This is a genomic window from Limnobaculum zhutongyuii (genome assembly GCF_004295645.1).
Lineage (GTDB): Bacteria > Pseudomonadota > Gammaproteobacteria > Enterobacterales > Enterobacteriaceae > Limnobaculum > Limnobaculum zhutongyuii.
On sequence record NZ_CP034752.1, the window covers coordinates 1,723,922 to 1,746,747 of the forward strand.

At 43.8% G+C, this 22,826-nt stretch carries 20 protein-coding genes; 13 read left to right on the plus strand and 7 right to left on the minus strand.

Features of this window, described 5'->3' with window-relative positions; translation table 11 throughout:
- Nucleotides 1-32: 32 nt before the first annotated feature.
- Complete coding sequence (locus tag EKN56_RS07490; RefSeq protein WP_130591203.1) at nt 33-593, plus strand: pentapeptide repeat-containing protein; 561 nt, start codon at nt 33-35, stop codon at nt 591-593.
- A 103-nt stretch (nt 594-696) separates the two neighbouring features.
- Here EKN56_RS07490 and EKN56_RS07495 read toward each other — a convergent pair whose 3' ends face one another.
- The gene (locus EKN56_RS07495) at nt 697-2,091 is read right to left on the minus strand and encodes an amino acid permease (RefSeq protein WP_130591204.1); all 1,395 of its coding nucleotides are present in this window, start codon (nt 2,089-2,091) and stop codon (nt 697-699) included.
- A gap of 214 nt (nt 2,092-2,305) precedes the next feature.
- A complete protein-coding gene (gene ydgH / locus EKN56_RS07500; protein ID WP_130591205.1) occupies nt 2,306-3,259 on the minus strand; it encodes a DUF1471 family protein YdgH in 954 nt (317 codons plus the stop codon).
- A 375-nt stretch (nt 3,260-3,634) separates the two neighbouring features.
- On the opposite strand from ydgH, the gene pntA reads away from it, so the two are divergent.
- On the plus strand, nt 3,635-5,167 hold the full coding sequence (gene pntA, locus EKN56_RS07505; protein WP_130591206.1) for a Re/Si-specific NAD(P)(+) transhydrogenase subunit alpha: 1,533 nt from the start codon (nt 3,635-3,637) through the stop codon (nt 5,165-5,167).
- A 12-nt stretch (nt 5,168-5,179) separates the two neighbouring features.
- On the plus strand, nt 5,180-6,586 hold the full coding sequence (gene pntB / locus EKN56_RS07510) for a Re/Si-specific NAD(P)(+) transhydrogenase subunit beta (RefSeq protein ID WP_130591207.1): 1,407 nt from the start codon (nt 5,180-5,182) through the stop codon (nt 6,584-6,586).
- Nucleotides 6,587-6,650: 64 nt separating this feature from the next.
- Here the strand turns inward: pntB and uspE are convergent, their stop codons facing one another.
- Nucleotides 6,651-7,595: a universal stress protein UspE gene (gene uspE / locus EKN56_RS07515; RefSeq protein WP_130591208.1), complete on the minus strand. Its 945-nt coding sequence runs from the start codon at nt 7,593-7,595 to the stop codon at nt 6,651-6,653.
- Between the two features lie 117 nt (nt 7,596-7,712).
- Entirely contained in the window at nt 7,713-8,462 is a 750-nt protein-coding gene (locus EKN56_RS07520) for an FNR family transcription factor (RefSeq protein WP_130591209.1), read from the minus strand.
- 657 nt (nt 8,463-9,119) lie between these two features.
- Between EKN56_RS07520 and EKN56_RS07525 the strand changes: the two genes are divergently transcribed.
- From EKN56_RS07525 to EKN56_RS07560, 8 genes are all read left to right on the plus strand, one after another.
- The gene (locus EKN56_RS07525; protein WP_130591210.1) at nt 9,120-11,036 is read left to right on the plus strand and encodes an FTR1 family iron permease; all 1,917 of its coding nucleotides are present in this window, start codon (nt 9,120-9,122) and stop codon (nt 11,034-11,036) included.
- Between the two features lie 91 nt (nt 11,037-11,127).
- The gene (locus EKN56_RS07530) at nt 11,128-11,655 is read left to right on the plus strand and encodes an iron transporter (protein WP_130591211.1); all 528 of its coding nucleotides are present in this window, start codon (nt 11,128-11,130) and stop codon (nt 11,653-11,655) included.
- Between the two features lie 158 nt (nt 11,656-11,813).
- Complete coding sequence (locus tag EKN56_RS07535) at nt 11,814-13,184, plus strand: Fe-S-containing protein (RefSeq protein WP_130593634.1); 1,371 nt, start codon at nt 11,814-11,816, stop codon at nt 13,182-13,184.
- A gap of 2 nt (nt 13,185-13,186) precedes the next feature.
- Entirely contained in the window at nt 13,187-14,467 is a 1,281-nt protein-coding gene (locus EKN56_RS07540) for an ABC transporter permease (protein WP_130591212.1), read from the plus strand.
- A gap of 13 nt (nt 14,468-14,480) precedes the next feature.
- A complete protein-coding gene (locus EKN56_RS07545) occupies nt 14,481-15,593 on the plus strand; it encodes an ABC transporter permease (protein WP_130593635.1) in 1,113 nt (370 codons plus the stop codon).
- A 2-nt stretch (nt 15,594-15,595) separates the two neighbouring features.
- Nucleotides 15,596-16,309, plus strand: coding sequence for an ABC transporter ATP-binding protein (locus EKN56_RS07550; protein ID WP_246019997.1), 714 nt, complete (start codon nt 15,596-15,598; stop codon nt 16,307-16,309).
- The gene (locus tag EKN56_RS07555; RefSeq protein WP_130591214.1) at nt 16,299-16,796 is read left to right on the plus strand and encodes a TlpA family protein disulfide reductase; all 498 of its coding nucleotides are present in this window, start codon (nt 16,299-16,301) and stop codon (nt 16,794-16,796) included. Before EKN56_RS07550 ends, EKN56_RS07555 begins: the two co-directional genes overlap by 11 nt.
- An 8-nt stretch (nt 16,797-16,804) precedes the next feature.
- The gene (locus EKN56_RS07560; protein ID WP_130591215.1) at nt 16,805-17,104 is read left to right on the plus strand and encodes a c-type cytochrome; all 300 of its coding nucleotides are present in this window, start codon (nt 16,805-16,807) and stop codon (nt 17,102-17,104) included.
- A gap of 79 nt (nt 17,105-17,183) precedes the next feature.
- Here EKN56_RS07560 and yjbD read toward each other — a convergent pair whose 3' ends face one another.
- Nucleotides 17,184-17,447: a DUF3811 domain-containing protein gene (gene yjbD / locus EKN56_RS07565; RefSeq protein WP_130591216.1), complete on the minus strand. Its 264-nt coding sequence runs from the start codon at nt 17,445-17,447 to the stop codon at nt 17,184-17,186.
- Between the two features lie 75 nt (nt 17,448-17,522).
- Nucleotides 17,523-18,422, minus strand: a complete 900-nt coding sequence (locus EKN56_RS07570) for a manganese-dependent inorganic pyrophosphatase (protein WP_130591217.1) — start codon at nt 18,420-18,422, stop codon at nt 17,523-17,525.
- A 216-nt stretch (nt 18,423-18,638) separates the two neighbouring features.
- On the opposite strand from EKN56_RS07570, the gene EKN56_RS07575 reads away from it, so the two are divergent.
- Both EKN56_RS07575 and EKN56_RS07580 read left to right on the plus strand, forming a co-directional pair.
- Nucleotides 18,639-19,577, plus strand: a complete 939-nt coding sequence (locus tag EKN56_RS07575; protein ID WP_168189625.1) for a helix-turn-helix domain-containing protein — start codon at nt 18,639-18,641, stop codon at nt 19,575-19,577.
- A 405-nt stretch (nt 19,578-19,982) separates the two neighbouring features.
- Nucleotides 19,983-20,645: a DUF3313 domain-containing protein gene (locus tag EKN56_RS07580; RefSeq protein WP_130591219.1), complete on the plus strand. Its 663-nt coding sequence runs from the start codon at nt 19,983-19,985 to the stop codon at nt 20,643-20,645.
- A 1,321-nt stretch (nt 20,646-21,966) separates the two neighbouring features.
- Here EKN56_RS07580 and EKN56_RS07585 read toward each other — a convergent pair.
- Nucleotides 21,967-22,578, minus strand: coding sequence for a response regulator transcription factor (locus EKN56_RS07585; RefSeq protein WP_168189626.1), 612 nt, complete (start codon nt 22,576-22,578; stop codon nt 21,967-21,969).
- Nucleotides 22,579-22,826 lie beyond the last annotated feature (248 nt).

Here is a 22,826-nt window from a genome sequence, read left to right on the forward strand (position 1 = left end):
ATAAGGTAGAACTTAGATTAAGGATATTAGCGATGAAGCATCAGGTATTTCGAGACAAGGCGTTTATTCGCAGTGATTTTCCTGATGAAATCGTTGAGCATTGTCAGTTTTATCAGTGTAGTTTTGACCGTGTGGATTTGAGTGAGATGCAATTTCTGCACTGTAAATTCTATGACGAGCAGCAAGACAGCGGTTGCTCGTTTTATCGTGCTATGTTGAAAGAGAGCCATTTCCACCACTGCAATTTGAGCCTAGCGGATTTTCGGCATATTGATGCCATGGAGTTAGAAATAGCCGATTGTAAAGTATTGGGGGCGAATTTTAAAGGCGCCAGCTTTGTGAATATGATCGGTAGCAATAGTTATTTCTGCTCCGCCAGTTTTCTACGTAATAACTTCAGCTACTGTAATTTTGAAGATGTGGTTTTAGAACAGTGCGAACTGCGAGAAAACCGCTGGTCGGAAGCTAACCTACTAGCCGCCCGATTTTGCGGCTCCGATTTGTCCGGCGGCGAATTCCATCATATCGACTGGGAATCAGCAGACTTCACCGGCTGCGACCTGGATTCGTGTGCGAAAGCGCGGGATTGTTAAGGGGGCTCGCAAGCCCCCTTAACTCGGCCACTTGCACCGTAGTCTATTTGGACTCAATACTATTAGTGGACGAAACTGACTCGATACTCAACTCACTCAACCCTTACGATAACGTCATCCACAACGCCGGTGCCAACAAAACAAACAGCAAAACAATAATGGCGCGCTCAGTAACGTTCAACGGTTTCTTTTTGTTAATCGCCGCATAACGAGCATAGATAAATACCAGAATGCCGGGCGCATACAGCACCACTGACATAAACAGATTTTCCAGACCGGAAGCGTAAATTAACCACAGACCATAAATACTGGCTCCAGCGGCGGTTAGCCCCAGTTTCATGCTTTTACGGCGAATAGCTTCTTTCAGCAGGAAAGCGCCAACCAGAAAATAAGGGATAAGAATCATCTCAGAAGCAATGATCAACAGGGTATTGTAGTTACTTCCCGTCAGCCAGATTAACAGCAGACTGAGCTGGATAATGCCGTTGGTGAACCACAAGGACGCTGAAGGGGCACCTTTATGATTCTGGTGAATAAACGCATGGGGAAAAGCGCCATGCTGAGCCGCTAAAAATGGAACCTCAGCGGCCATAATCGTCCAGCTCAGATAGGCGGCACACACTGAAATAATTAAGCCTGCGGCAATAACAATTTCACCAATTGGTCCCATTAGCATAACCATGACGCCGGACATGGATGGGTTACGCATCCCGGCTAACTCAATGCGAGGTACTACGCCCAGCGACAGCAACGTGATCAGCAGATAAACACACAGGGCCATCAGAACCGCCAACACGGTTGCACGCCCTACATCGGCTTTATGCTTTGCCCGGCCGGAAACCACCACCGCACCTTCAATCCCGATAAACACCCACAGGGTGATCAGCATGGTACTTTTTACCTGCTCCCAAACTGGCTGACCAAGATTAACACCGGTGAAGTCGAGTTTGAAAACATCAATATTAAAAGCCAGCGTAGCCAGAATGATGAATAACGCGATAGGGATTAGCTTAGCCAGTGTGGCTATCAGGTTTATTAGTGCCGCAGTTTGTACACCGCGTAATATTAAGCCATGCACAATCCATAACAGTACGGAAGCGCCCAGCATAGCCTGCCAGGTATTACCTTCACCAAAAACAACATGCCCGGGAGAGTCGGTAAAAAAGCTCAGGGCAGCAAACACAATCACCAAATAGGAGAGGTTGGCTACCACGGCACAAATCCAATAACCCCAGGCAGAACAGAAACCGATCAGTTCACCAAAACCTTCTTTAGCGTAGGTAAATATACCTCCATCCAGATCGGGGCGAATACGGGTTAGCAGCAACAGAGCGAAAGCCAGAAACAGAATACCGGTACCGGTGATGGCCCAACCTATCAGCAGCGCTGCCGGGCTTGCCACTTCAGCCATATTTTGCGGAAGGCTGAATATGCCAGCGCCGAGCATAGAACTTAACACCAGCGCGGTTAGCGTGGTAAGGCCGAGTTTTTTTTCCAACGTCAGATACCTGATAAAGAGCGGTCAAATTAGCCTGTTGGGCTACAACACATATGCTGTGGCAGATTGGCTAAAAAATTTTGCTGATTCTACGTAGCGATGACTGACGTTGCAATGGATTAATGCACTGAAAAAGGACCGAACATTGAAGGGGAAATAACAACAATAAAAAAGGGCGATAATCTATCGCCCTCAATTTTTATAACCAAATGATTTATTTAAATATATCTGCCGTTACGGTGGTGTTGCCACTGCCTTTTTGCCACTCGCGGGTTACGTGGAAATATTTACCACCTTTCGCCGCTGCGCGTTTAGCAATCTGTTCATACATCTCAACTGAGTTGCTGAAGTTATCCGTAAAGGTAATGCTGTCAAACGGTGTCATTTTCATTGCGGTTGCGTTATTCAGCATTTGAACTTTAGTACCATCTTTCAGCGTCACGGTATAACGGGAGCCTTCTGAGCTGGTCTGAGTTTCAAAGAAACGACCTACATCACCACTGAAAGAGGTGGAAGATGCTACGTTTGGAATTTCAACTTCGGCCGCCGCTGCACCACCTGCAGCCAGTGCAGCTTTACCTGCATCTGAATCAGCCGGAATTGGGTCATCTTTTATTTGAATTTTACGTTCCGGAGCATCTTTCTTATAGATAAATGCCGTTACGTATTGGTTAGCACCACGGTTTGCATCGATTTGTCTGACGATAAAGAAAGAGTAAGCTCCTTTCTCACTGGCCAACTTACCAATAGTGCTGTTGATATCATCCTGAATAGGGAAGTTACCGCGAATAGAAACGGTATCAAAAGGTTCAAGCTTGCTGGCCTCGTCGCGAGGTAATTCACGCACGCCGCTATACACACGGTACTTCACTTCTTCAACGGCTGGTTTAGCGTCGGTATGGTACAGATCAACGGTAACCCGTGAATTACTGCCGTTATTAACTTCACTAATATCACGAACAAAGAACGCTGATGCACCACGCTTATCCGCTTGTTTTGATGCTGCTTTGTTGGCGTCGTAGATACTATCGTAACGACCAGAAAAAGTGATTCTGTCAAAAGGTGCTAATGAATCAGCCTTCTCAGGGGTGAGTTCTTCGGCAGCAAACACAGAGAAAGCCATTCCGGAAAGCAGGGCTGTAGTAATTAGCGTTGTCTTCAGCTTCATAAAAGGATCCTTTACGCCTTAATTATTAACATTTGTTAACGTATGCATAAATCAGTACCGACAAGGGTAAGCGATTATGTCATGGAATTACAGGGGATGCTTTAGCATTTTTCATCATTCCGTTATCACTAGGTTAGCCAGAAATCAGGCTGATTTACACTACTTTGATAACAATCAGATAAAAAACTTGCGGATAAAGAGAGAGAACGGTGGATCGCCGAGTATATTTTCAGTAGGTTATAGGCAGCTGAATTAACCGGGGTAATTATCGTTTTATGATGATTACCCCAATCCAGTGTTCTCGGCTCAATAATGTAATAAATAAGTAAGGTTTAACAATACACTTATCATCCACGACCGATGAAAGGGAATATTATGCGAATTGGTGTACCAAGAGAGCGGTTGGCCAATGAAGCCCGGGTTGCTGCAACACCGAAAACGGTTGAGCAGTTAATCAAGTTAGGCTTCACTGTGGCCATAGAACAAGGAGCAGGTAAACTTGCCAGCTTTGAGGACTCAGCTTATGAAGCTGCCGCGGCAACGATTGTCTCAACAGATGATGTCTGGCAGTCAGATATTATTTTGAAAGTTAATGCGCCAGAAGAGTTTGAAATCGAATTGCTTCGTGAAGGCACTACGCTGGTCAGCTTTATTTGGCCTGCGCAAAATCCGGAATTGATGCAGAAACTGGCCGACAAAAAAGTTACCGTACTGGCAATGGATTCGGTACCTCGCATTTCACGTGCCCAGTCAATGGATGCGCTAAGCTCAATGGCTAACATCGCCGGTTATCGTGCGATTGTTGAAGCTGCACACGAGTTTGGTCGTTTCTTTACCGGACAAATTACTGCCGCAGGTAAAGTGCCTCCGGCAAAAGTGATGGTGATAGGGGCAGGCGTTGCCGGTCTGGCAGCTATCGGCGCCGCTGGCAGTCTGGGAGCGATTGTCCGTGCGTTTGATACCCGTCCTGAAGTAAAAGAACAGGTTCAGAGTATGGGGGCTGAATTCCTTGAGTTAGATTTCGAGGAAGAAGCGGGCAGTGGTGATGGTTATGCCAAAGTCATGTCTGAAGCCTTTATCAAAGCCGAAATGGAGCTGTTTGCCGCTCAGGCGAAAGATGTGGATATTATTGTTACTACCGCATTGATTCCTGGCAAACCAGCACCAAAACTGATTACTACCGCCATGGTTGAATCCATGAAGCCCGGCAGCGTAATCGTTGACCTGGCGGCACAAAACGGTGGTAACTGCGATCTGACCGTAGCAGATCAGATCACTGAAACACCAAACGGCGTGAAAATCATCGGTTACACCGATCTGCCAAGCCGTTTACCAACCCAGTCTTCTCAGCTTTATGGTACCAACCTGGTTAACCTGTTAAAGCTGCTGTGCAAAGAGAAGAACGGTGAGCTGGACATTAACTTTGAAGATGATGTGATTCGCGGTGTTACGGTAGTAAAAACCGGCGAAATCACCTGGCCTGCGCCACCAATCAAAGTTTCAGCTCAACCACAGAAGCCAAAAGTTGCCGATGTGATGGCAGCCAAAGCGGAAGCGGCACCTTCTTCGCCAGTGAAAAAATATGCCTTACTGGCGTTGGCTATCATCCTGTTTGGTTGGTTGGCCAGCGTTGCACCGGCCTCTTTCCTTTCCCACTTTACCGTTTTCGCACTGGCATGTGTGGTCGGTTATTACGTGGTGTGGAACGTAAGTCATGCGCTGCATACCCCGTTGATGTCCGTAACTAATGCGATATCGGGCATTATTGTGGTCGGGGCACTGTTGCAGATCGGTCACGGTGGATGGGTCACATTCTTCTCATTTATCGCGGTACTGATTGCCAGTATTAATATCTTTGGTGGATTCACCGTCACCCAGCGCATGCTGAAAATGTTCCGGAAGAACTAAGGAGTAACAAATATGTCTGGAGGATTAGTTACTGCCGCATATATTGTTGCCGCGGTTCTATTTATTTTCAGTCTTGCTGGTTTATCCAAGCATGAAACGTCAAAAATGGGTAACACCTTTGGCGTACTGGGGATGGCGATTGCTTTAATCGCAACGATTTTCGGGCCTTACTCAAGTAATGTGGGCTGGATTATCATGGCGATGATCATTGGTGGCGCTATTGGTATTTATCTCGCCAGAAAAGTGGAGATGACCGAAATGCCGGAGCTGGTTGCTATTCTGCACAGCTTCGTTGGTCTGGCAGCGGTATTAGTTGGTTTTAACAGCTATATCGTTGGCCCACATATGGAAGGCGTACCTGCACACGAACTGCAAGTGGTGTTAAACATTCACAATGTTGAAGTATTCCTTGGGATCTTCATCGGTGCGGTCACCTTTACTGGTTCGGTAGTAGCGTTTGGTAAACTTCGCGGCACTATTTCATCAAAACCAATGATGTTGCCTCACCGCCATAAGCTGAATCTGGCAGCGGTATTGGTTTCATTTGTACTGATGATTCTGTTCGTTAACAGCGATAGCACCGGATTTCAGGTGTTTGCATTACTGATAATGACACTGATTGCACTGGCATTTGGCTGGCATCTGGTGGCATCTATTGGCGGTGCAGATATGCCGGTGGTGGTTTCAATGCTGAACTCCTACTCAGGTTGGGCAGCAGCGGCAGCGGGCTTTATGTTAAGCAACGATCTGTTGATCGTAACCGGTGCGCTGGTTGGTTCTTCCGGTGCGATTCTGTCTTACATTATGTGTAAGGCGATGAACCGCTCATTTATCAGTGTTATTGCCGGTGGGTTTGGTACTGATGGTTCTTCAACTGGTGAAGATGAAGAAGTGGGCGAACACCGTGAAACCACGGCGGAAGAAGTGGCAGAACTGCTGAAGAACTCCAGCTCTGTCATTATCACCCCAGGGTACGGTATGGCGGTAGCACAGGCGCAATATCCGGTTGCGGATATTACCGCTAAGCTGCGCGAGCGTGGCATCAAAGTTCGCTTTGGTATTCACCCAGTTGCGGGTCGTTTACCAGGCCATATGAACGTGTTACTGGCAGAAGCAAAAGTACCTTATGACATCGTGCTGGAGATGGATGAAATCAACGAAGATTTCCCGGATACCGATACCGTATTAGTCATTGGTGCAAACGACACGGTTAACCCTGCAGCGATGGAAGACCCTCGTAGTCCAATCGCAGGTATGCCAGTACTTGAAGTGTGGAAAGCGCAGAACGTTATCGTATTTAAACGTTCTATGAATACTGGTTATGCTGGCGTTCAGAACCCTCTGTTCTTCAAAGAAAATACCCAAATGCTGTTTGGTGATGCTAAAGAGAGCGTAGATAAAATCCTGCGTGCTTTATAAGATTCATTAAAATAAGCAAAACAAAGGGCCGCAATCGCGGCCCTTTTTAATAACTCAAGCTCAACTAATCTTCATCATCATGATCGTCGTGCTCTGAAGTATCGTCTGGCTTCACAGCCAGAAGGTCGCATTTCAGATGTCCGATCACACGTTCTGCAGTATTACCAATAAAGGCTGCGGACAGTCCGGTTCTGCCGACGGTACCCAGCACCACAATACCGGCATGAATTTGTTCTGCCACGGCAGGGATAACGTCTTCCGGCATGCCTTTCTCTACGTGAGTCAGCTCTTCCGGTATACCAAACTCCTGGCGCAGTGCTTTCATGGCCACCAAAAACTGACCGCGAATCGCATTGTTGTAAACCGTAGGATCAAACTCCGGTAACTCAATAGCAATATTGATTGAGGTAGAAGGGTACGCACTGACCAGATGCACTTCGGTGCTGTCAGCAAAGGCTGCCAGTTCTAAAGATTCTCTTACCAGTTTACGGTTTAACTCATCGTGGAAGTCTTCTTCACTGGAAAGGTTGACGGAAACCAGCGCTCTACCATGTTCCGGCCACGGCTGATCTTTTACCATCCAAACGGCACAAGGGGCTTTACGTAACAGGTGCCAGTCCAGCGGGGTGAAGATCACCGATTCCAGCATATCGTGCTGATGAGCCGCTTTAAGCAGCAGGTCATGGTCGTGCTCAATAATTTCTTCAATGACCGCTTCATGATAGCGTTTATGCCAGACCACCTTAATTTCGATGTTAACACCCGATTCCAGATAGTAGTGGCTTAACTGGCGTATCCAGGCGACGCGCTGATCGATAGCGCTTTGACGCATCGCCATACGCTCATCCTGAGAAAGCAGGCTGGTTACTTCATAAGAGAAATCAAAAATAGGCAGAAATGCCTTAATTTTCCCGCCGTTACGGCGAACAAGATAGACGGCGCGCCGTAGAGCTGCTTGATCCTCTTCATCCGGATCGATTGCGACAAGAAGATTTTGATAATGTGCCATAAGCGCCTCCCGTTAAATACCTAAAGTATAGTTAAAGATAAACCATATAACGGGAACAGAACAGAAGAGGAACGGGACTCGGATCAAGATTTAGGTAAAATCTTGATCCGACGATGATTATTCGCTTTGATTTTGACCAGCCAGCTCGGCCAGGGTGTCGATATCCTGAATAGTAATATATTTACCTTTAACGCTCAGGATTTCGCTTTTTTGGAATCGACCCAATAAACGACTGATAGTTTCGACCGTCAGGCCTAAATAGTTACCAATATCACCACGGGTCATGGTCAGGCGAAACTCTCTTGGAGAGAAGCCGCGTTGTGCAAAACGACGGGAGAGGTTATAGATGAAAGCAGCCAGACGTTCTTCAGCATTTTTCTTCGACAGCAACAGGATCATGTCCTGATCGCCTTTAATCTCACCGCTCATTAAACGCATGATTTGCTGACGCAAGCTTGGCATTTTGCCAGACAGGTCATCCAACACTTCATAAGGAATTTCACATACCATCGAAGTTTCGAGAGCCTGAGCAAAGCTTGGGTGCATATGATTACCAATGGCATCAAAACCCACTAAGTCACCCGCCAGATGGAAACCGGTGATTTGTTCATCACCTTGTTCAGTGATGGTATAGCTTTTTATGGTACCGGAGCGAATAGCATACAGAGACTTAAGATCATCGCCTGCTTTAAACAGTGCCTGACCTTTCTGAATCGGCTTTTTACGCTCAATAATATTGTCGAGCTGATTCAGTTCATGCTCATTCAGCGTAAAAGGAATGCATAACGGGCTGATACAGCAATCCTGACAGTGGATTGCACATCCGCCTGATTGTATGCGCCGAATTGTTCGCTTTTCCGGAATCATAAAATTTAACTCTACTTTATTTGATATGTGTCAATTTTAACAGTTTTTCGCCTAATAGGTAAGGCTTGAACAAAAGTCGGTACAAGAGTTGTGAGCGTTACAACAAAAAACCAATAACATCATGATTCTAATGGTGATTAATTTTTGTTTTCACTCTATTAATAACCACTTTACTATTATGGATATATCGATTTGATGCTTTTTTAATCTCAAACCTAAAAATTTGGTTAAAAAAAAGAAATATACGGATATTTGACCTGATTTATCACCTTAACACGAAGATAAACACTAAATCAGGATGTTTAATTCGATAATAATTGATGATTATTTAACATTTTGGTCATTTTTTGACTGTTTTTTCTGATTATCACTCGTACAACTATAAGCCTAGTATAATTGACAGGTATTTTTTAGGCCAATTTAGTTACCCGCTGAGGTAAAGCTAAATCACCCATCTTTCTATTTATACCGTTACAGGCGGTAACACCCAGTCTGTTTTTGACCAAACATTGATGTATCGGGTCGTTCTAATGGTTTTTTGATAATCAGAGATATCTGTCTCTGCTTTTGCCATAGTTTGATAGAGATCAGGTTTATTATATTAATTAACTACGTATAATGAGAATAAATATCATTGTGAGAATGTATATCATAATTATGCGTATTATTCAGAAAGCTTTGTTGCTCTGCATTGGATGGCTGGCGCTCAGCGCTGTTGTTGTCGCGGATACCGATTATAAGCAGTTGACGGATGATATTCGCCAGCGCTTAGATAAAACTTCTCAACTCTACCAACAGCAGCAAATTGCTGATGCACGTACCGAAGTCCAGATGGCTTACTTTGAAGTATTTGAAAATCTGGAAGGGCCAATTCGCATCAATATCTCTGCACAAAAAAGTTATCAGATGGAAGCCGCTTTTGGCGAAATCAGAAAGATGATTGGCGACGGTAAACCGCAAAGCGAAGTTGATGAAAGAATTAACTGGCTGAAAGGGGAGTTGGATAGCGTACTGCCCGTTCTGGCGGATGGTCATCAACTGACGGCGGAACAGCAGCACGGTACTTATGATAATGATCAAATAGCCCCTTACTGGCAGCAGAGTTTTAAAACCATCGATGATTTGCTGGCAGAAGCTATCACGCTGTATCAACAAAATAATTATGCAGAAGCACGTCTTCGAGTTCAAAAAGCCCAATATGATGGGTTTAAAAACTCTGAGATGGAGATGTCTGTTCGCCAAAATCGCTCTTCGCAACAGGCCGGTGAAATTAATCGCCAGTTTAACGAGCTGATTAAAATCAGTGGTGAAGCCGATCAAATGAATGAAGTCAGCTATCGCATCACTGCTTTATTACAGGATCTTGAAGACCTTCTTCCCGGACTACCAACGACGCGTGATACACAGCAGGCTGTAGCTACCACCAACGGTGTTACTGAAGATGCAACTCCGGATGCCGACTGGCAGAAAGTGGTGACGGATATTGATAAGGCGGTTAATGCTGCGCTGGAACAATATCGAACGGGTGATGGCAAAGGGGCGATGATGGCTATCCAGGACGCCTACTTTGACCTGTTTGAAGCCAGCGGAATGGAGAATAAAATCGGCTCCCGCGATTCTGCGTTTAAAACCAAAATCGAAGGTTACTTCACTCGCATGGTGAGCCAGATTAAAGCAGGACAACCTGTTGAGGCGATACAGCAACAGTCTCAGGCATTACAGCAGGATTTAAAGACCGCAGTAGAAATGTTGGGTACCGGCGGTCAAACCAGCTGGAGTCTGTTGGTTTACAGCCTGTTGATCATTGTACGTGAAGGTTTGGAAGCGCTGCTGATTGTCGCCGCGATTGTGGCCTATCTGGTGAAGAATAATCACCACGACAAGCTACCGTTAATTCGCCAGTCAGTTTATGTCGCGCTGGTTGCCAGTGTAATAACGGCGGTGCTGTTCCAGTGGTTATTCTCTAACTCCGGTGCCAGCCGCGAGTTACTGGAAGGGATAACTATGCTGATCGCGGTAGTGATGTTGTTCTCCATGAGTTATTGGTTACTGTCTAAAGTGGAAGCTCGTCACTGGAAAGCCTACCTGGAAGGTAAGCTTTCCCAATCATTAAGTACCGGTTCGGTAGTGGGCCTTTGGTTGACCTGTTTCCTGGCGGTATACCGCGAAGGAGCTGAAACTGTTCTGTTCTATTTTGCCCTGATGGGGGACTCCACCTCTGTCAGCGGTCATCTTTCTATTCTGGCCGGCTTTGTTATTGGCTGTGTCATTTTACTGATTGCCTATCTGATCATGCGTTTTACTGTAGTGAAGTTACCGCTAAAACCGTTCTTCATGTTTACCGGTAGCTTTATGTATCTGATGGCATTTGTTTTCGCGGGCAAAGGTGTTCTGGAGTTGATCGAAGGAAAACTGTTTGAGCCTACGTTGTTGTCAGGTATGCCTGAAATATCCTGGCTGGGGATTTACCCCTATATCGAAACCCTGGCTCCACAGGCGGTATTAATTGTAGCCGCTCTGATTGCGCTTTGGGTGATGAAAAAAAATTCGTCTGCGACAGCGGCGAATGCATAACAGGAAGCTTTGATCGTTGCTTTGCGTATGTTCTTAATGTCGCGGTGAAGCGGCAATATCAATATTGATAATAAAGAGGATGGAAAAAAAGATGGCAATGAATAAAACATTAGTTACTGGTGCGCTGGTTGCGAGTCTGTTTACTGCGCCTGCCGCATTTGCTTTTAAAGAGTATCCAGCCGGTGAACCTGTCAAAATGAATGAAATGGAGATTGCTGCGGTTTATTTACAGCCGATCGACATGGAGCCTCGCGGTATGGGTATCCCAGCAGCTAAAGCCGATATTCATCTGGAAGCGGATATCCATTCAGTTGAAGGTAATAAGAATGGTTTTGGTGCCGGAGAGTGGATGCCATACCTGACCATCGCTTATACCCTGGTTAACACCGATACCGGTGAAAAACAGGAAGGTACCTTCATGCCAATGGTTGCTGGCGATGGCCCTCATTACGGTGCCAACATTAAAATGATGGGTGTAGGTAACTATAAAGTGACTTACCACATTGAACCACCATCAAAAGCGGGTTTACACCGCCATACCGATAGTGAAACGGGTGTTGGTCGTTGGTGGAAACCGTTTGATGTTAGCTTCGACTTTAAATATGTCGGTTTGAACTAAGTCCAGCCTCGCCGGGTGAGTGAATTAGCTTACCCGGCGGTTGTTTTAATATTTCTGTGTTGTTGGTTTTATGGGACGGTGATAGCTCATAAAACTAATAATAAATTCTGATTACATTGCCGCTCCGGTTCTGACAGTGAGCGGGGTACAAGTCGATGATGAGTTATTTTCTGGTTTCGGTATTACAATCATTTCTACCAACCGCCTTGCTATTGGGGCTTAGCTGGTCTTTACGCAAAACGCCTCGAGTTCGTCCATTAATCTGGTTAAGCCTGCTGGGATTTTTTGCCGGAACGGCAACCGGTATTAATCTTCCAACATCTCAGCAGTGGGTACTGTTTTTTACTGCATTACAACTGACGCTAATATTGTTGTTTTTGCTGAGCCAGCTGATATCGTCGTCAAAAGTGGGCTATTTCTGGCAGTTAGTTTTGTTGTTTGTTGCAGCACTACGTTGGGGACAGACGCCAAACCTTAGTGCGATTACGGCCACGAATGTTATCAACACGGATTTGTTGTTGAATATCAGTGCGGTGGTAGCGGGATTAATCCTGGTGGCATTTTCTGGTGCATTGATGACGTTTTGTATGCGTCAACTGCGTCATTTACGCTGGCCGCTGCTGATTGTTCTGTCATTATTGCTGTTAGCGCCGCTGTCTGGCGAACTGATGCTGGTTTTGATGAAGTTGCAGGTGGTTGAGTTAACCAAATCCTTACTCAGCTACGTAGCAAAAGTCACTAATGCTAATAATCTGAACAGTTATGTATGTGCCGGTGTGTTGTTGCTAAGCGGTGTTGTTTATTTAATCAATGTGGTACGGCCTCGTTCTATCGCCCGGGCAGAACCACGCCCTATTGAGCATCGTAAAGCGGTGGCTCATTATCAGGATTCTCGCCGCATTTTTGTTATCACAATACTATTGGCGTTATTGACCGCGGGAGCGCAACTGTATTGGGATAAAGTTGCCTCTCAGCCACCAAGACTTTCTGAAGCGCTACCGGTAACCCTGGCCAGTGATGGTTTAGTGCATATTCCCGTTGAACAGGTAAGGGACGGCAAGCTGCATCGTTTTGTCTGGGTAGCTGAAGATGGTAAAGCAGTGCGCTTCTTTGTCATAAATCGCTATCCGGATAAGTTACGCTTGGGAGTCGTATTTGATGCCTGCTTGCTGTGTGGCGATCAGGGATACGTAATGGAAGGTAATCAGGTTATTTGTGTTGCCTGTGATGTACGTATCTTTATCCCATCAATTGGTAAACCCGGTGGCTGTAATCCGGTGCCGATTGATGAATGGGAGATGACCGACACGGAATTGACCATCAGTAAAAAATCGCTGGAAAGTGGGCTGAATTACTTCTCGACCATCGTGACGCTGGAAGTGACCGATCCGGTTGATGGCAGCAAACTAACCAATACTAAAGCAGAACATCGTTATACCTTTGCCGGAAAAACCTACTTCTTCTCTACGGCGGCAAATTATGAAGCCTTCAGGGACAACCCTGAGAAGTTCGTGAAGGAGGACCAATAACCATGCTGTGGCTTATGTTACGACAGTCATGGTCGCGAAATATCCGTAAAAAGTTATTGGCGGTGATGACGATTTTTCTGGCGGCGGGGCTGGTGTCGGCCTTGCTGGCAGTCTCGATAGATATTGGTGACAAAATGGCGCGGGAGATGAAATCCTACGGCGCCAATATTCTGATTGAACCGGCAGGACAGGCGACTTTACCGTCTCTGTTTGGTGAAAAGAGTAACCCACTGGCCGGGCAGGATTTTCTCGATCAGGCCGAGCTGCCTAATATTAAAGATATCTTCTGGCGCAATAATATTATGGGTTTTGCGCCACTGTTGAGTAGTGAAGTGGAGGTTCAGGGGAAGACGATTCCTGTTTTAGGAACTTTCTTTGAGCAAAAAGTCGATGTGCCTGATGAAGAGAATTATCACACCGGTCAGAAGATTATCAGTACTTATTGGCAGGTTTCAGGCCAGTGGCCAGATGAGAGCGGTAAAAAACAAGAAGCTCTGTTAGGCCAGCAGTTAGCACAACAAACCGGCTGGAAGGTTGGTGACATTGTCACGTTAAAGGGTGCAAAAACTACACTGGATGTGACCATTAGTGGCATTCTGGCCAGCGGTGGCGATGAGGAACAGCAACTGGTATTACCGCTGGCTCAGGTTCAGGCGCTCTCAGGACTTCAGGGGAAAGTACAGGCCATTCGGGTATCGGCTTTGACGGTGCCTGAAAATGAGCTGTCACGAAAAGCCAGAGCCGATTTGGAATCGCTGGATGCGGAAGAGTATGACCTGTGGTATTGCACCGCCTATGTCTCTTCGATTGCGCATCAGTTGGAAGAGGCCATTTCTGGTTCCGGCGTGCGGCCCATCTGGCAGGTTGCTGCTTCCGAAGGGATTGTGATTGAAAAGATTCAACTGTTGCTGGCGGTTGTGACTCTGGCTGCATTACTGGCATCAGCAATGGGGATCGCTTCTCTGATGACCAGTAACATTATGGAACGTACCAAAGAGATTGGGTTAATGAAGGCGCTGGGCGCAAGACAGTGGCAAATCATGATGCTGTTCTATCTGGAGGCGGCCATGAGCGGTGTGATTGGTGGGCTGCTGGGGTGTATCGCCGGATGGGGACTGGCGAAAGGTATTGGTCTGATGCTGTTTGATGCGCCATTAAGCTTTGCCTGGATTGTTGTGCCTTGTGTTCTGGTACTGTCAGTACTGATTGCGCTGGCGGGTACCTGGTTCCCGGCGCGCCGTATCGCTCATCTGTATCCGGTGGAGGTACTGTATGGGCGCTAATCATTCTCAAAATATGTTCTGGCGTCTGGTATTACGTGCACTGAAGCTAAGAATGCAGCGGGTAGTTGTGATTTTTGCTGCTCTGGCGGTTGGGGCTGCGATCGTGACAGCAATGTCTGCGGTTTATTTCGATATTAATACCAAAATGAGCCAGGAATTACGCACTTTTGGCGCTAATTTCTATATTGGCCCCGGTCATGGAAATACCTTACCGTTAAACGATTATCAGCAAATTATCGAACAGGCTCCCAAGGGACTAATTGGCGCTGAAAGCCCTTATCTGTATGGTATGGTGCGTACCGAGCTGGAAAAAGTGGTGGTAATGGGCGTCAGATTTGAATCACTTAAACAAATTGTTCCTTACTGGCAGGTTACCGGTAGCTGGCTTAGCGTTAGCTTTGACGATCGCAAAGCGATGATTGGCTATAAGCTGGCGAATCGCCTTGAGCTGAAAGTCGGTGATTCTCTGGTGTTGGTTGATGGTGACCAAAAAAAATCACTGCAAATCAGAGGAATTGTTGAATCCGGCGATGCGACGGATAACGTGCTGATTATCAATCTGCCTTTAGCCCAAAGTTGGTTGAAACAACCAGGGGTGATCAGTCATGGTTTATTGAGCGTCAGTAACGAAGCGGGTCAGGTTGACGCCTTTGCTCAACAGTTGCAGCAGCATTATCCGGATTTGGAGATTCGACCTATTCGTAAGGTATCGGCCAGTGAAGGTCAGGTACTGGATAAGATTAAGGGATTAATGGGGCTAGTCTCTCTGGTAATTTTGGTATTGTCGACCCTGTGTGTAAACACCACGCTAATGGCGATCGTCAGCGAACGCTCGAAAGAGTTTGCGCTGCAAAAAGCGCTGGGGGCTAAAGGGCGGGATATTGTGCGTCAGATTATGGCAGAAACCATGATTATCGCCCTGTTTGCGATTATTGCTGGCGTTGTGATTGGCTATATTCTGGCGCAGATTCTGGGGCAAGCGGTGTTCTCTGCCTCCATCGACCTGCGGGCTCAGGTTATTCCATTAACCTTTATCCTGTCATTATTGGTTGCTTTGATTGCAGCCGTTTTACCGACTTATCGCGCCGTGAAGATTGAACCGGCTAAAGTTCTAAAAGGAGAATAACGGTGACGCAATCAGTTAGTCAGAACTCCTCACCCTGGGTGATTGAAACCCGCCATTTGTATAAGCGGTTTGGCCAGGTTGTTGCTCTGGATGATATTAACCTGCAGATTAAACGCGGGGAGTTTATCGCCATTATGGGTGCATCAGGTTCGGGCAAAACCACGCTGATGAATATTTTGACCTGCCTGGATACCGCCAGTGAAGGTCAGGTACTGCTTGATGGTACCGATGCTGCGGCGCTGGATGAAGAAGGTCGTCGGGCGTTCCGCTCGGATAAAATTGGTTTAGTATTTCAGCAGTTTCACCTGATACCGTTTCTTACTGCGCTGGAGAATGTGATGTTGGCTCAGCATTACCATAGCGTGGTTGATGAGAAGGCGGCGCGTAAAGTGCTGGAGCAGGTAGGGTTAGGGCATCGTTTTGACCATTTACCCAGCCAGCTTTCTGGTGGTGAACAACAGCGAGTATGTATTGCCCGGGCGTTAGTTAATGAACCGCCAGTGATTTTTGCCGATGAACCAACGGGAAATCTGGATGAACAGAATGAACAGTTAGTTTTAGGTTTACTGACGGATTTGCATAAGCAAGGGCGAACCATTGTGATGGTAACTCACAACCCTGAACTGGGGCGTTTTGCCGATCGTATTGTTCGGTTACAACATGGCAAATATCTGAGTGAAGAAGTGAATAATCGCGAGGTAGAAAATGCGGTTTAACATAGGTAAATCTGGCCTATTGCTGCTTATCAGTGCGGCATTATTGCTGTCAGGGTGCAAAGAAGAAAAAGCGAAGATTGGTACAGCTGCGCCTACGCTGGCGGCTTATGACTTATCTGGAAATAAAGCCTCTCTGGAGCAGTGGAAGGGTAAATATATTTATCTGAATTTTTGGGCTTCCAACTGCGGTGGTTGTCTGGCAGAAATGCCAACGCTGGAGAAATTAAGTCAGGAATATCGGGATAACATCGTGGTGGTTGGTATTAATACTGATAAAGAAGATGCCAATATTCAGGCGCTATTAACAGATATGAAGGTTTCATTCCCTAACGTGCGCGATCAACTGGCAATTACTCAGGAACGTTATCAGGTGATAGGCACCCCAACATCATTCTTAATTGACCCACAGGGAACCTTACAGGGCCAATATGTAGGGATGATGCATGAGCCTCAGCTAAAGGCGATTTTCCAGAAAGCTAAGGGATAATACCGTTGATGAAAACCGGTTATTTGGGGCTAATGTTGCTGTTGTCTGGCTGGATATGTCCGGCAATAACAGCACAATCAGAACAAAAATTTTATAACATGAACTGTGCTTCCTGCCATGGTAAGAAGGGCGAAAAAACGGCTCTGAACAAAGCTCGTCCATTAATCAGCCTGACGGAGCAGCAGATTATTGAAGCATTAACAGAGCGGCGAAATGGCGATGTGAAGGGGGCTGGAAATCAGGTGAAAAAACGTCTGACGGATGAGGATATTAAAAACCTGGCAAAGTTTATCCCGACGATGAAGTAATCTGCGGATATTGTTGTGAAATCACCTTTGTACGCGTCGGGCTTAGCCCGACGTTTGCTTTCTTTATATAGGTTAACGATTACCGAACACCCCGGGAATGATTTTTCTTGCTCCAACTAAAGGTTTCATCGCTGGGAACATATTTATCTTTCTTCTTTTCTGCCCGGGCTTTCTTCTCTTCTTTTTCCAACTCTTTCATTATTTGAGCAATAACGTCTTCTTTTGCTTTGTTGAGTTCACTATTGGTTAAAGAGCGGCCTAATTCCCTTTTTAATTGTGCCTGTTTCATTTTGATCTGCTGTAACTGGCTTTCAGTTAAATCTTTTAAGGTTAACTTCTTCATTATTACTCCTTCCCGATGGCAGATATTGTTCAGTGTAACGTGAAAATTAGATAGTGGGTATGTTGCCATACTTAATTATTTGTCTGCATTCAGTTTTTGGGTTAACCAAGGTACTAACTGTTTTTTGCGACTTAACATATTTTCAATGGTAATCGGTGACTGACTTATGGGATTGTTTTGGGAAAAGTAGAGGCAGCTTTGTGAGCTAAATAGCGAGGTTATCATCAAAACATAAAAATCTAGTCCTTCACTCTGTGCGCGCTTTTCCATCTCCTGTTGTAGTGCGGGTACCTGACTCTCAATGGCGTGGAAATCACTGACCTCGATTTGACCAAGAATGAGCTTATATTCGCCAATAAGGTAGTTTTTCTCATCTTTTTGCAGCAAACGTTCGACACTAAGTCCGCTTATATCAGTTTTGGCATCCAGCAGTTTAATGATAAAACTGTCCAAATTGACTTTAGCTATCTGGCTTAGTTTATGGGCCGTTTGTTTGTCTTGCTCGGTAGTCGTCGGTGATTGAAAGGCAACGGTATCGCTAAGTATAGCGCCGAGCAGTAGTAATGCATGTGACTGGCTTAATTGATAACCTGGGGTATGGGTAACAATATCGAAAACCAGAGTAGCACAACAGCCCACTCTTCTTATCCATGCATCAAGAGGTTCCGTGGTGATTAATGATCCCAGACGATGATGGTCAATTAAACCGATCACCTGGCTTTTATTCAGATTCTCCGGGCCTTGTTCTAAATCGCTGAAATCAACCAGCCAGACTGGTTGGTCTGCGATGTTATGCTCAAGTAATGACGGTGAAAGGTATTCTGCTTGTGACAGGATAAACTCAGTTTCTGGGTTTAGTTCTCCCAGGCGATAAGCCGTTGCGGATTGTCCGCTAAAGTTTAGCCAGTCGCTGACAACAATAGCGCAGCATATTGAGTCACTGTCCGGGTTTAGATGGCCGAATACTGAGATCATAAATCTACCTTATACTGAATATGAAAAGCGTTATATGGGGGCTTAATAATGAGACCCTTTGCAGGTATTACTATACCTTAAAACGTTCGTTGGTTATGTAAACGGCAGTTTTTGATATCTTTTGTTATGAATTCATTAAATTAATCAGGTGGTTAAGTGCTTATGACATCCTTGTCAAAGTCAAAGTATCATGAAGAAACTAGCCATGGATTGGATATGGTAAACAAATTTGAAGTAGTGGAGGGCGGCTACTTTGAACGTAGGATCATAAGTATTGAAGATAATAATGAAGCGCGAAACTTTCAACTTTCATTAGGCGAAACCCGTCTGGAGTCCGGGCATCATTTGGGCGCGCTTATTGGCAGAGGTAAGGCATCCTCAGAATATGTCTATCTGGGGCTTACCATTAAAGGTGGTGAATATACTCGATATAACGGTATACCTACCGGTATCGGCAATTTGCGTATTTATCCTGAAGGAGCAGAAATTCTTTATCAGTCGATGGGAGAGGCTGAATGGTTTACTTACGCAATTTCCAGAGAGAAATTACAGGAAGCATTAGATGAATATGATCGTGGAAAAATTAAACTGATACCTCATCAGATTATGACCTTTCCGCTGAAAACTGAAAACTACGAACAGTTAAAGACCCTGTTTCTGGATATAAAACAGATGGCTTACAAGCCTGGTGAGACAGCATTAAGTGAAGAAGTATCACGAATGCTGTCAATAGCGCTGCTGAACGGCTTTATTAACGCTATTTTTGCTTCTGAAGGTCAGGCTGACCCAATAAAACCCAACAGTTTAACTCTATTGCACGGGCAATTAATAATGGCAACTGAACAGCTGATGTTGTCAGGACAGGAAAACAATCTCAAATTAAGCGATCTGGCTAAAGCAACCGGCTATACCCTGAGAGCTTTAGAGTTTATTTTTAAAAATTCGGTGGGAATGTCGCCTAAAAACTGGTTTGTAAATATGCGAATGAATGGCGCATTGCGTGATCTAATGGAGGCTAAACCGAACACTACTGTATCGGATGTGGCTACCCGGTGGGGATTCCAACATTTAGCCCGTTTTTCTGCACAATACCGCGATATGTTTGGTGAATTACCCAGTAAAACATTAAGTAGGGTACGTGAACGTAATAAATGAAGCTTTACATTGGAATAGCTATCGGATGAGAAAATACAACCAGCTAATTAAATAAAAGTAAAGCATTGTACTCACCCTTTAATCGCTAAATTAGTACCTTTTGCTGATTATTTTTAGATGAAAATAATCAATTGAAATTATTTTAATTTTTATTATATATTGTGAAGTCAATTGAGCTTTTTTATTGATATATCAAGAATAATTATTTTCACGGTGGCCTCATTAATAGCATCTATACTGAGTGTTCCGGCAAAGAAGGTATTTAAGACCATTGGCTAGGGCAAGATAGCTTTATAAAAGAATAGGAAAGCAACTCACAGGTTCCAGCAATCTTCTCTTTTATGTAGAAATAGTGCTCTGTTTAACAAAACAATTGATTTGACGATTACATATTAGGGGTCAAGTATGTTGGCGATGAAGCATATCTCCGCAGCAGTAGTAATTGGTAGCCTTTTATTAGGTGGTTGTACCTCGAAGGTAGCAGACACTAAAGATTACTCTGGTTTTTTACCAGATTATTCAAAATTGCATAAAGCTGAAAGTGCGTCAGGGCAGGAAGTATTACGCTGGATGGATCCATCGTTTAAAGCTCAAAATTATCAGAACCTTTATTATGAACCAATTGTTTATTACCCGGCTCCAAAGCCTAACGCACAAGTTACGCAACAAACCCTGGATCAGGTATTAAATTATACTAACCAAAATATTAAATCTGCTTTTGGTCAACGTCTGAATCTGGTCAACTCACCAAAAACACCAAACACACTGATTTTCCGCGGTGCCATTACCGGTGTTGCAGCCTCTACCGAGGGTTTACAGTTTTATGAAGTTATTCCTGTAGCTTTAGTAATTGCTGGCACAATGGCAGCAACAGGAGAGCGGGATCAGGACACCACGTTGCTGTTTGAAGGCCAATTAATTGATGCCAGCACGGGTAAAACTGTATTTGAAGTCGTACGTAAAGGCTTTGGTAAGCAACTGAGCAATGATTCTCAAAAAGTAACGGCAGAAGATCTGAAGAAAATCGTTACCGATATGGCATCGGATATTCAGCGCTACAGAGAGTAAGTTTTTCTTTGTTATACAAAACGCCGCAAATAACTGCGGCGTTTTTTTTTGCTTACGAATCTGATATCGCTCCTGAACCGCTAAACCAGGTTGATCATAACCAGAAAGATTTTACCTATTACATTGATAATCAAAACCTTTAATTACTAATATCCCAGTGATTAATGTCGTAGTAATCATAAACACTCATTTTAACGAAAAAATGTATTGATTTTTCTGATGAAAATTGGTGTTTTATCTGTTATAAATTATATGAACAAAATGAATAATAACATTTTATTTACATGAGCATGGCAAAATTAAAACAATGAACTAGTCTTTATAGTAAGCAGTATCAAAAGCTTAAAGATAAACGTTTTGATACTAACCAGTTAACCTGTGTTCAGAGTAGATCAGCGAGGAGTTCACTATGAGAGTATTATTAACCGTAACGGGTACCATTTTGCTGATATTCTATTCAACGCTTTTTATTATCAGCATGCCCTAGTTTTTGAGTCTGGTAGTAACCAGTAAAGAAACCAAGTAAATCTCCACTTAACGCATCGGGTGGAGATTTTATTTCTGGTTTTGACCTTTCTTACCTTTCAACAACACATATCACTTCATCATTTTTTATAAAATTTCCGCTAAATTTTATAAATTTCCTTTTTAAATCAAATTAATACCTTGATATTCTGTATGAAACCAATCTACTGACACGCTTCTGTTGCCATTTCGCTTTATGGATAACGTCTCTGCTTAATCAGCGTTAAATTAGCTACCGTTACTGATGAGTATAAAAAAGCTATTGGTTAGCAATAACATTACTTTTAGCATGTAACACAGTAACAGGTTACTAATGAGGAGGTATTGTTTATGGTTGGTCTAATACAAGTTATTTTACAAGCAATAGTCGAATGGTCATCAAATTTTATGATCATATTCTCTTTATGTGCATTTATTATACTTTATATTTTTTGTGCTATAGGTTTGTTTGCCATTTTAAAAGATGGTTCAGAAACTGATAATTATGATGACTACTTTGATCGATAGGTGACTAATAAATATATTTGTTGCTTTGTTTTGAGTTTTTAAAACTATCTAATCGATATTGATATAATTCAATACCTGCAATTAATTATGTTGAGGTAATAAGTTGAATTTAGATTTACCACTGTTTATTAAACAATCAAATTGGTGGTTATTTATCAAGAAAAGAATGAAGAAAAGTTGAATTTAAAAAGAAGAGGTAATGAAAATGTACCTTTATTGTAAAAAAAGAAAAGCAGGGAATAGGTTTTATTCCCTCCTTTATGCCCCAGGTCATTACATTAATAGTGGTTTAGATAGAAAAACTACCTAGTTTAAACAGATCGAGAGAATTTTTTATCTCCAGTTTAAACATAATATTATAGCGATGAACACTAACGGTTTTACTGCTGATATTTAGCTTTTCTGCGATGTCTTTATTTGACATTCCCTGGGTAATGAACTGTAATATTTCGCGTTCACGATTGGTTAACATTGCTGTTTTATTGACTTTATCATTACACAGCTTATTCTTTGGAATGCACTGAAAGCCATTCATCACTAGCTTAGAGACTAAGGTAAGTGACTCGATATCATTAGTTTTATCGATGATTCCATCGATGGAGACATCTAATGAATTGATAATATTGGAGTTGGAATTTTCAGAAGTCAGTCCAATAATTTTAGTTGATGAATTTTCACCATGTATTTCTTTTACCAGCTTATCTTTATCATTATTGATCAGATCAATATTGATAAGGACTAACTGTATATCTTGATTTTTAATCATATCAACAACGCCCGTTGTTGAGTGAATAGCCCCTACGATATCCAGAAAATCAGTATTCTTTAAGATTTCACTGATAGCGAAACACACGAATTGATTATTATCGACAATTAATGTCTTTATTTTGCCTTTGTCCATTTTTAAGCGCCTATCGTTGTTTAATACTCGCATCCGTATTTAATGTGTTGAATGCAACGACCTCTATACCAGAAACAGATCACGGAAAATAGATTCATTAACCAGAGTTGTGAACTATTAATAGAGGTATTTGTATTACTAAATAAATAAAATCATCAGGGATTTTTAGATCTGCATAGTGCTCTGATAAAATCCCTTTATATTGGTATAATCACTTATGTTCCAGTTGCAATAATTTCCCGCTGCAC

What these genes read in the sequence shown, in the direction of transcription:
- EKN56_RS07545 (WP_130593635.1), top strand. Translation starts at nt 14,481, where the DNA reads ATGTTCTGGCGTCTGGTATTACGTGCACTGAAGCTAAGAATGCAGCGG.
- EKN56_RS07530 (WP_130591211.1), top strand. Translation starts at nt 11,128, where the DNA reads ATGGCAATGAATAAAACATTAGTTACTGGTGCGCTGGTTGCGAGTCTG.
- uspE (WP_130591208.1), bottom strand. Translation starts at nt 7,595, where the DNA reads ATGGCACATTATCAAAATCTTCTTGTCGCAATCGATCCGGATGAAGAG.
- EKN56_RS07525 (WP_130591210.1), top strand. Translation starts at nt 9,120, where the DNA reads ATGCGTATTATTCAGAAAGCTTTGTTGCTCTGCATTGGATGGCTGGCG.
- EKN56_RS07490 (WP_130591203.1), top strand. Translation starts at nt 33, where the DNA reads ATGAAGCATCAGGTATTTCGAGACAAGGCGTTTATTCGCAGTGATTTT.
- EKN56_RS07580 (WP_130591219.1), top strand. Translation starts at nt 19,983, where the DNA reads ATGTTGGCGATGAAGCATATCTCCGCAGCAGTAGTAATTGGTAGCCTT.
- yjbD (WP_130591216.1), bottom strand. Translation starts at nt 17,447, where the DNA reads ATGAAGAAGTTAACCTTAAAAGATTTAACTGAAAGCCAGTTACAGCAG.
- ydgH (WP_130591205.1), bottom strand. Translation starts at nt 3,259, where the DNA reads ATGAAGCTGAAGACAACGCTAATTACTACAGCCCTGCTTTCCGGAATG.
- EKN56_RS07555 (WP_130591214.1), top strand. Translation starts at nt 16,299, where the DNA reads ATGCGGTTTAACATAGGTAAATCTGGCCTATTGCTGCTTATCAGTGCG.
- pntA (WP_130591206.1), top strand. Translation starts at nt 3,635, where the DNA reads ATGCGAATTGGTGTACCAAGAGAGCGGTTGGCCAATGAAGCCCGGGTT.
- EKN56_RS07535 (WP_130593634.1), top strand. Translation starts at nt 11,814, where the DNA reads ATGAGTTATTTTCTGGTTTCGGTATTACAATCATTTCTACCAACCGCC.
- EKN56_RS07520 (WP_130591209.1), bottom strand. Translation starts at nt 8,462, where the DNA reads ATGATTCCGGAAAAGCGAACAATTCGGCGCATACAATCAGGCGGATGT.
- EKN56_RS07575 (WP_168189625.1), top strand. Translation starts at nt 18,639, where the DNA reads ATGGTAAACAAATTTGAAGTAGTGGAGGGCGGCTACTTTGAACGTAGG.
- pntB (WP_130591207.1), top strand. Translation starts at nt 5,180, where the DNA reads ATGTCTGGAGGATTAGTTACTGCCGCATATATTGTTGCCGCGGTTCTA.
- EKN56_RS07540 (WP_130591212.1), top strand. Translation starts at nt 13,187, where the DNA reads ATGCTGTGGCTTATGTTACGACAGTCATGGTCGCGAAATATCCGTAAA.
- EKN56_RS07570 (WP_130591217.1), bottom strand. Translation starts at nt 18,422, where the DNA reads ATGATCTCAGTATTCGGCCATCTAAACCCGGACAGTGACTCAATATGC.
- EKN56_RS07560 (WP_130591215.1), top strand. Translation starts at nt 16,805, where the DNA reads ATGAAAACCGGTTATTTGGGGCTAATGTTGCTGTTGTCTGGCTGGATA.
- EKN56_RS07585 (WP_168189626.1), bottom strand. Translation starts at nt 22,578, where the DNA reads ATGGACAAAGGCAAAATAAAGACATTAATTGTCGATAATAATCAATTC.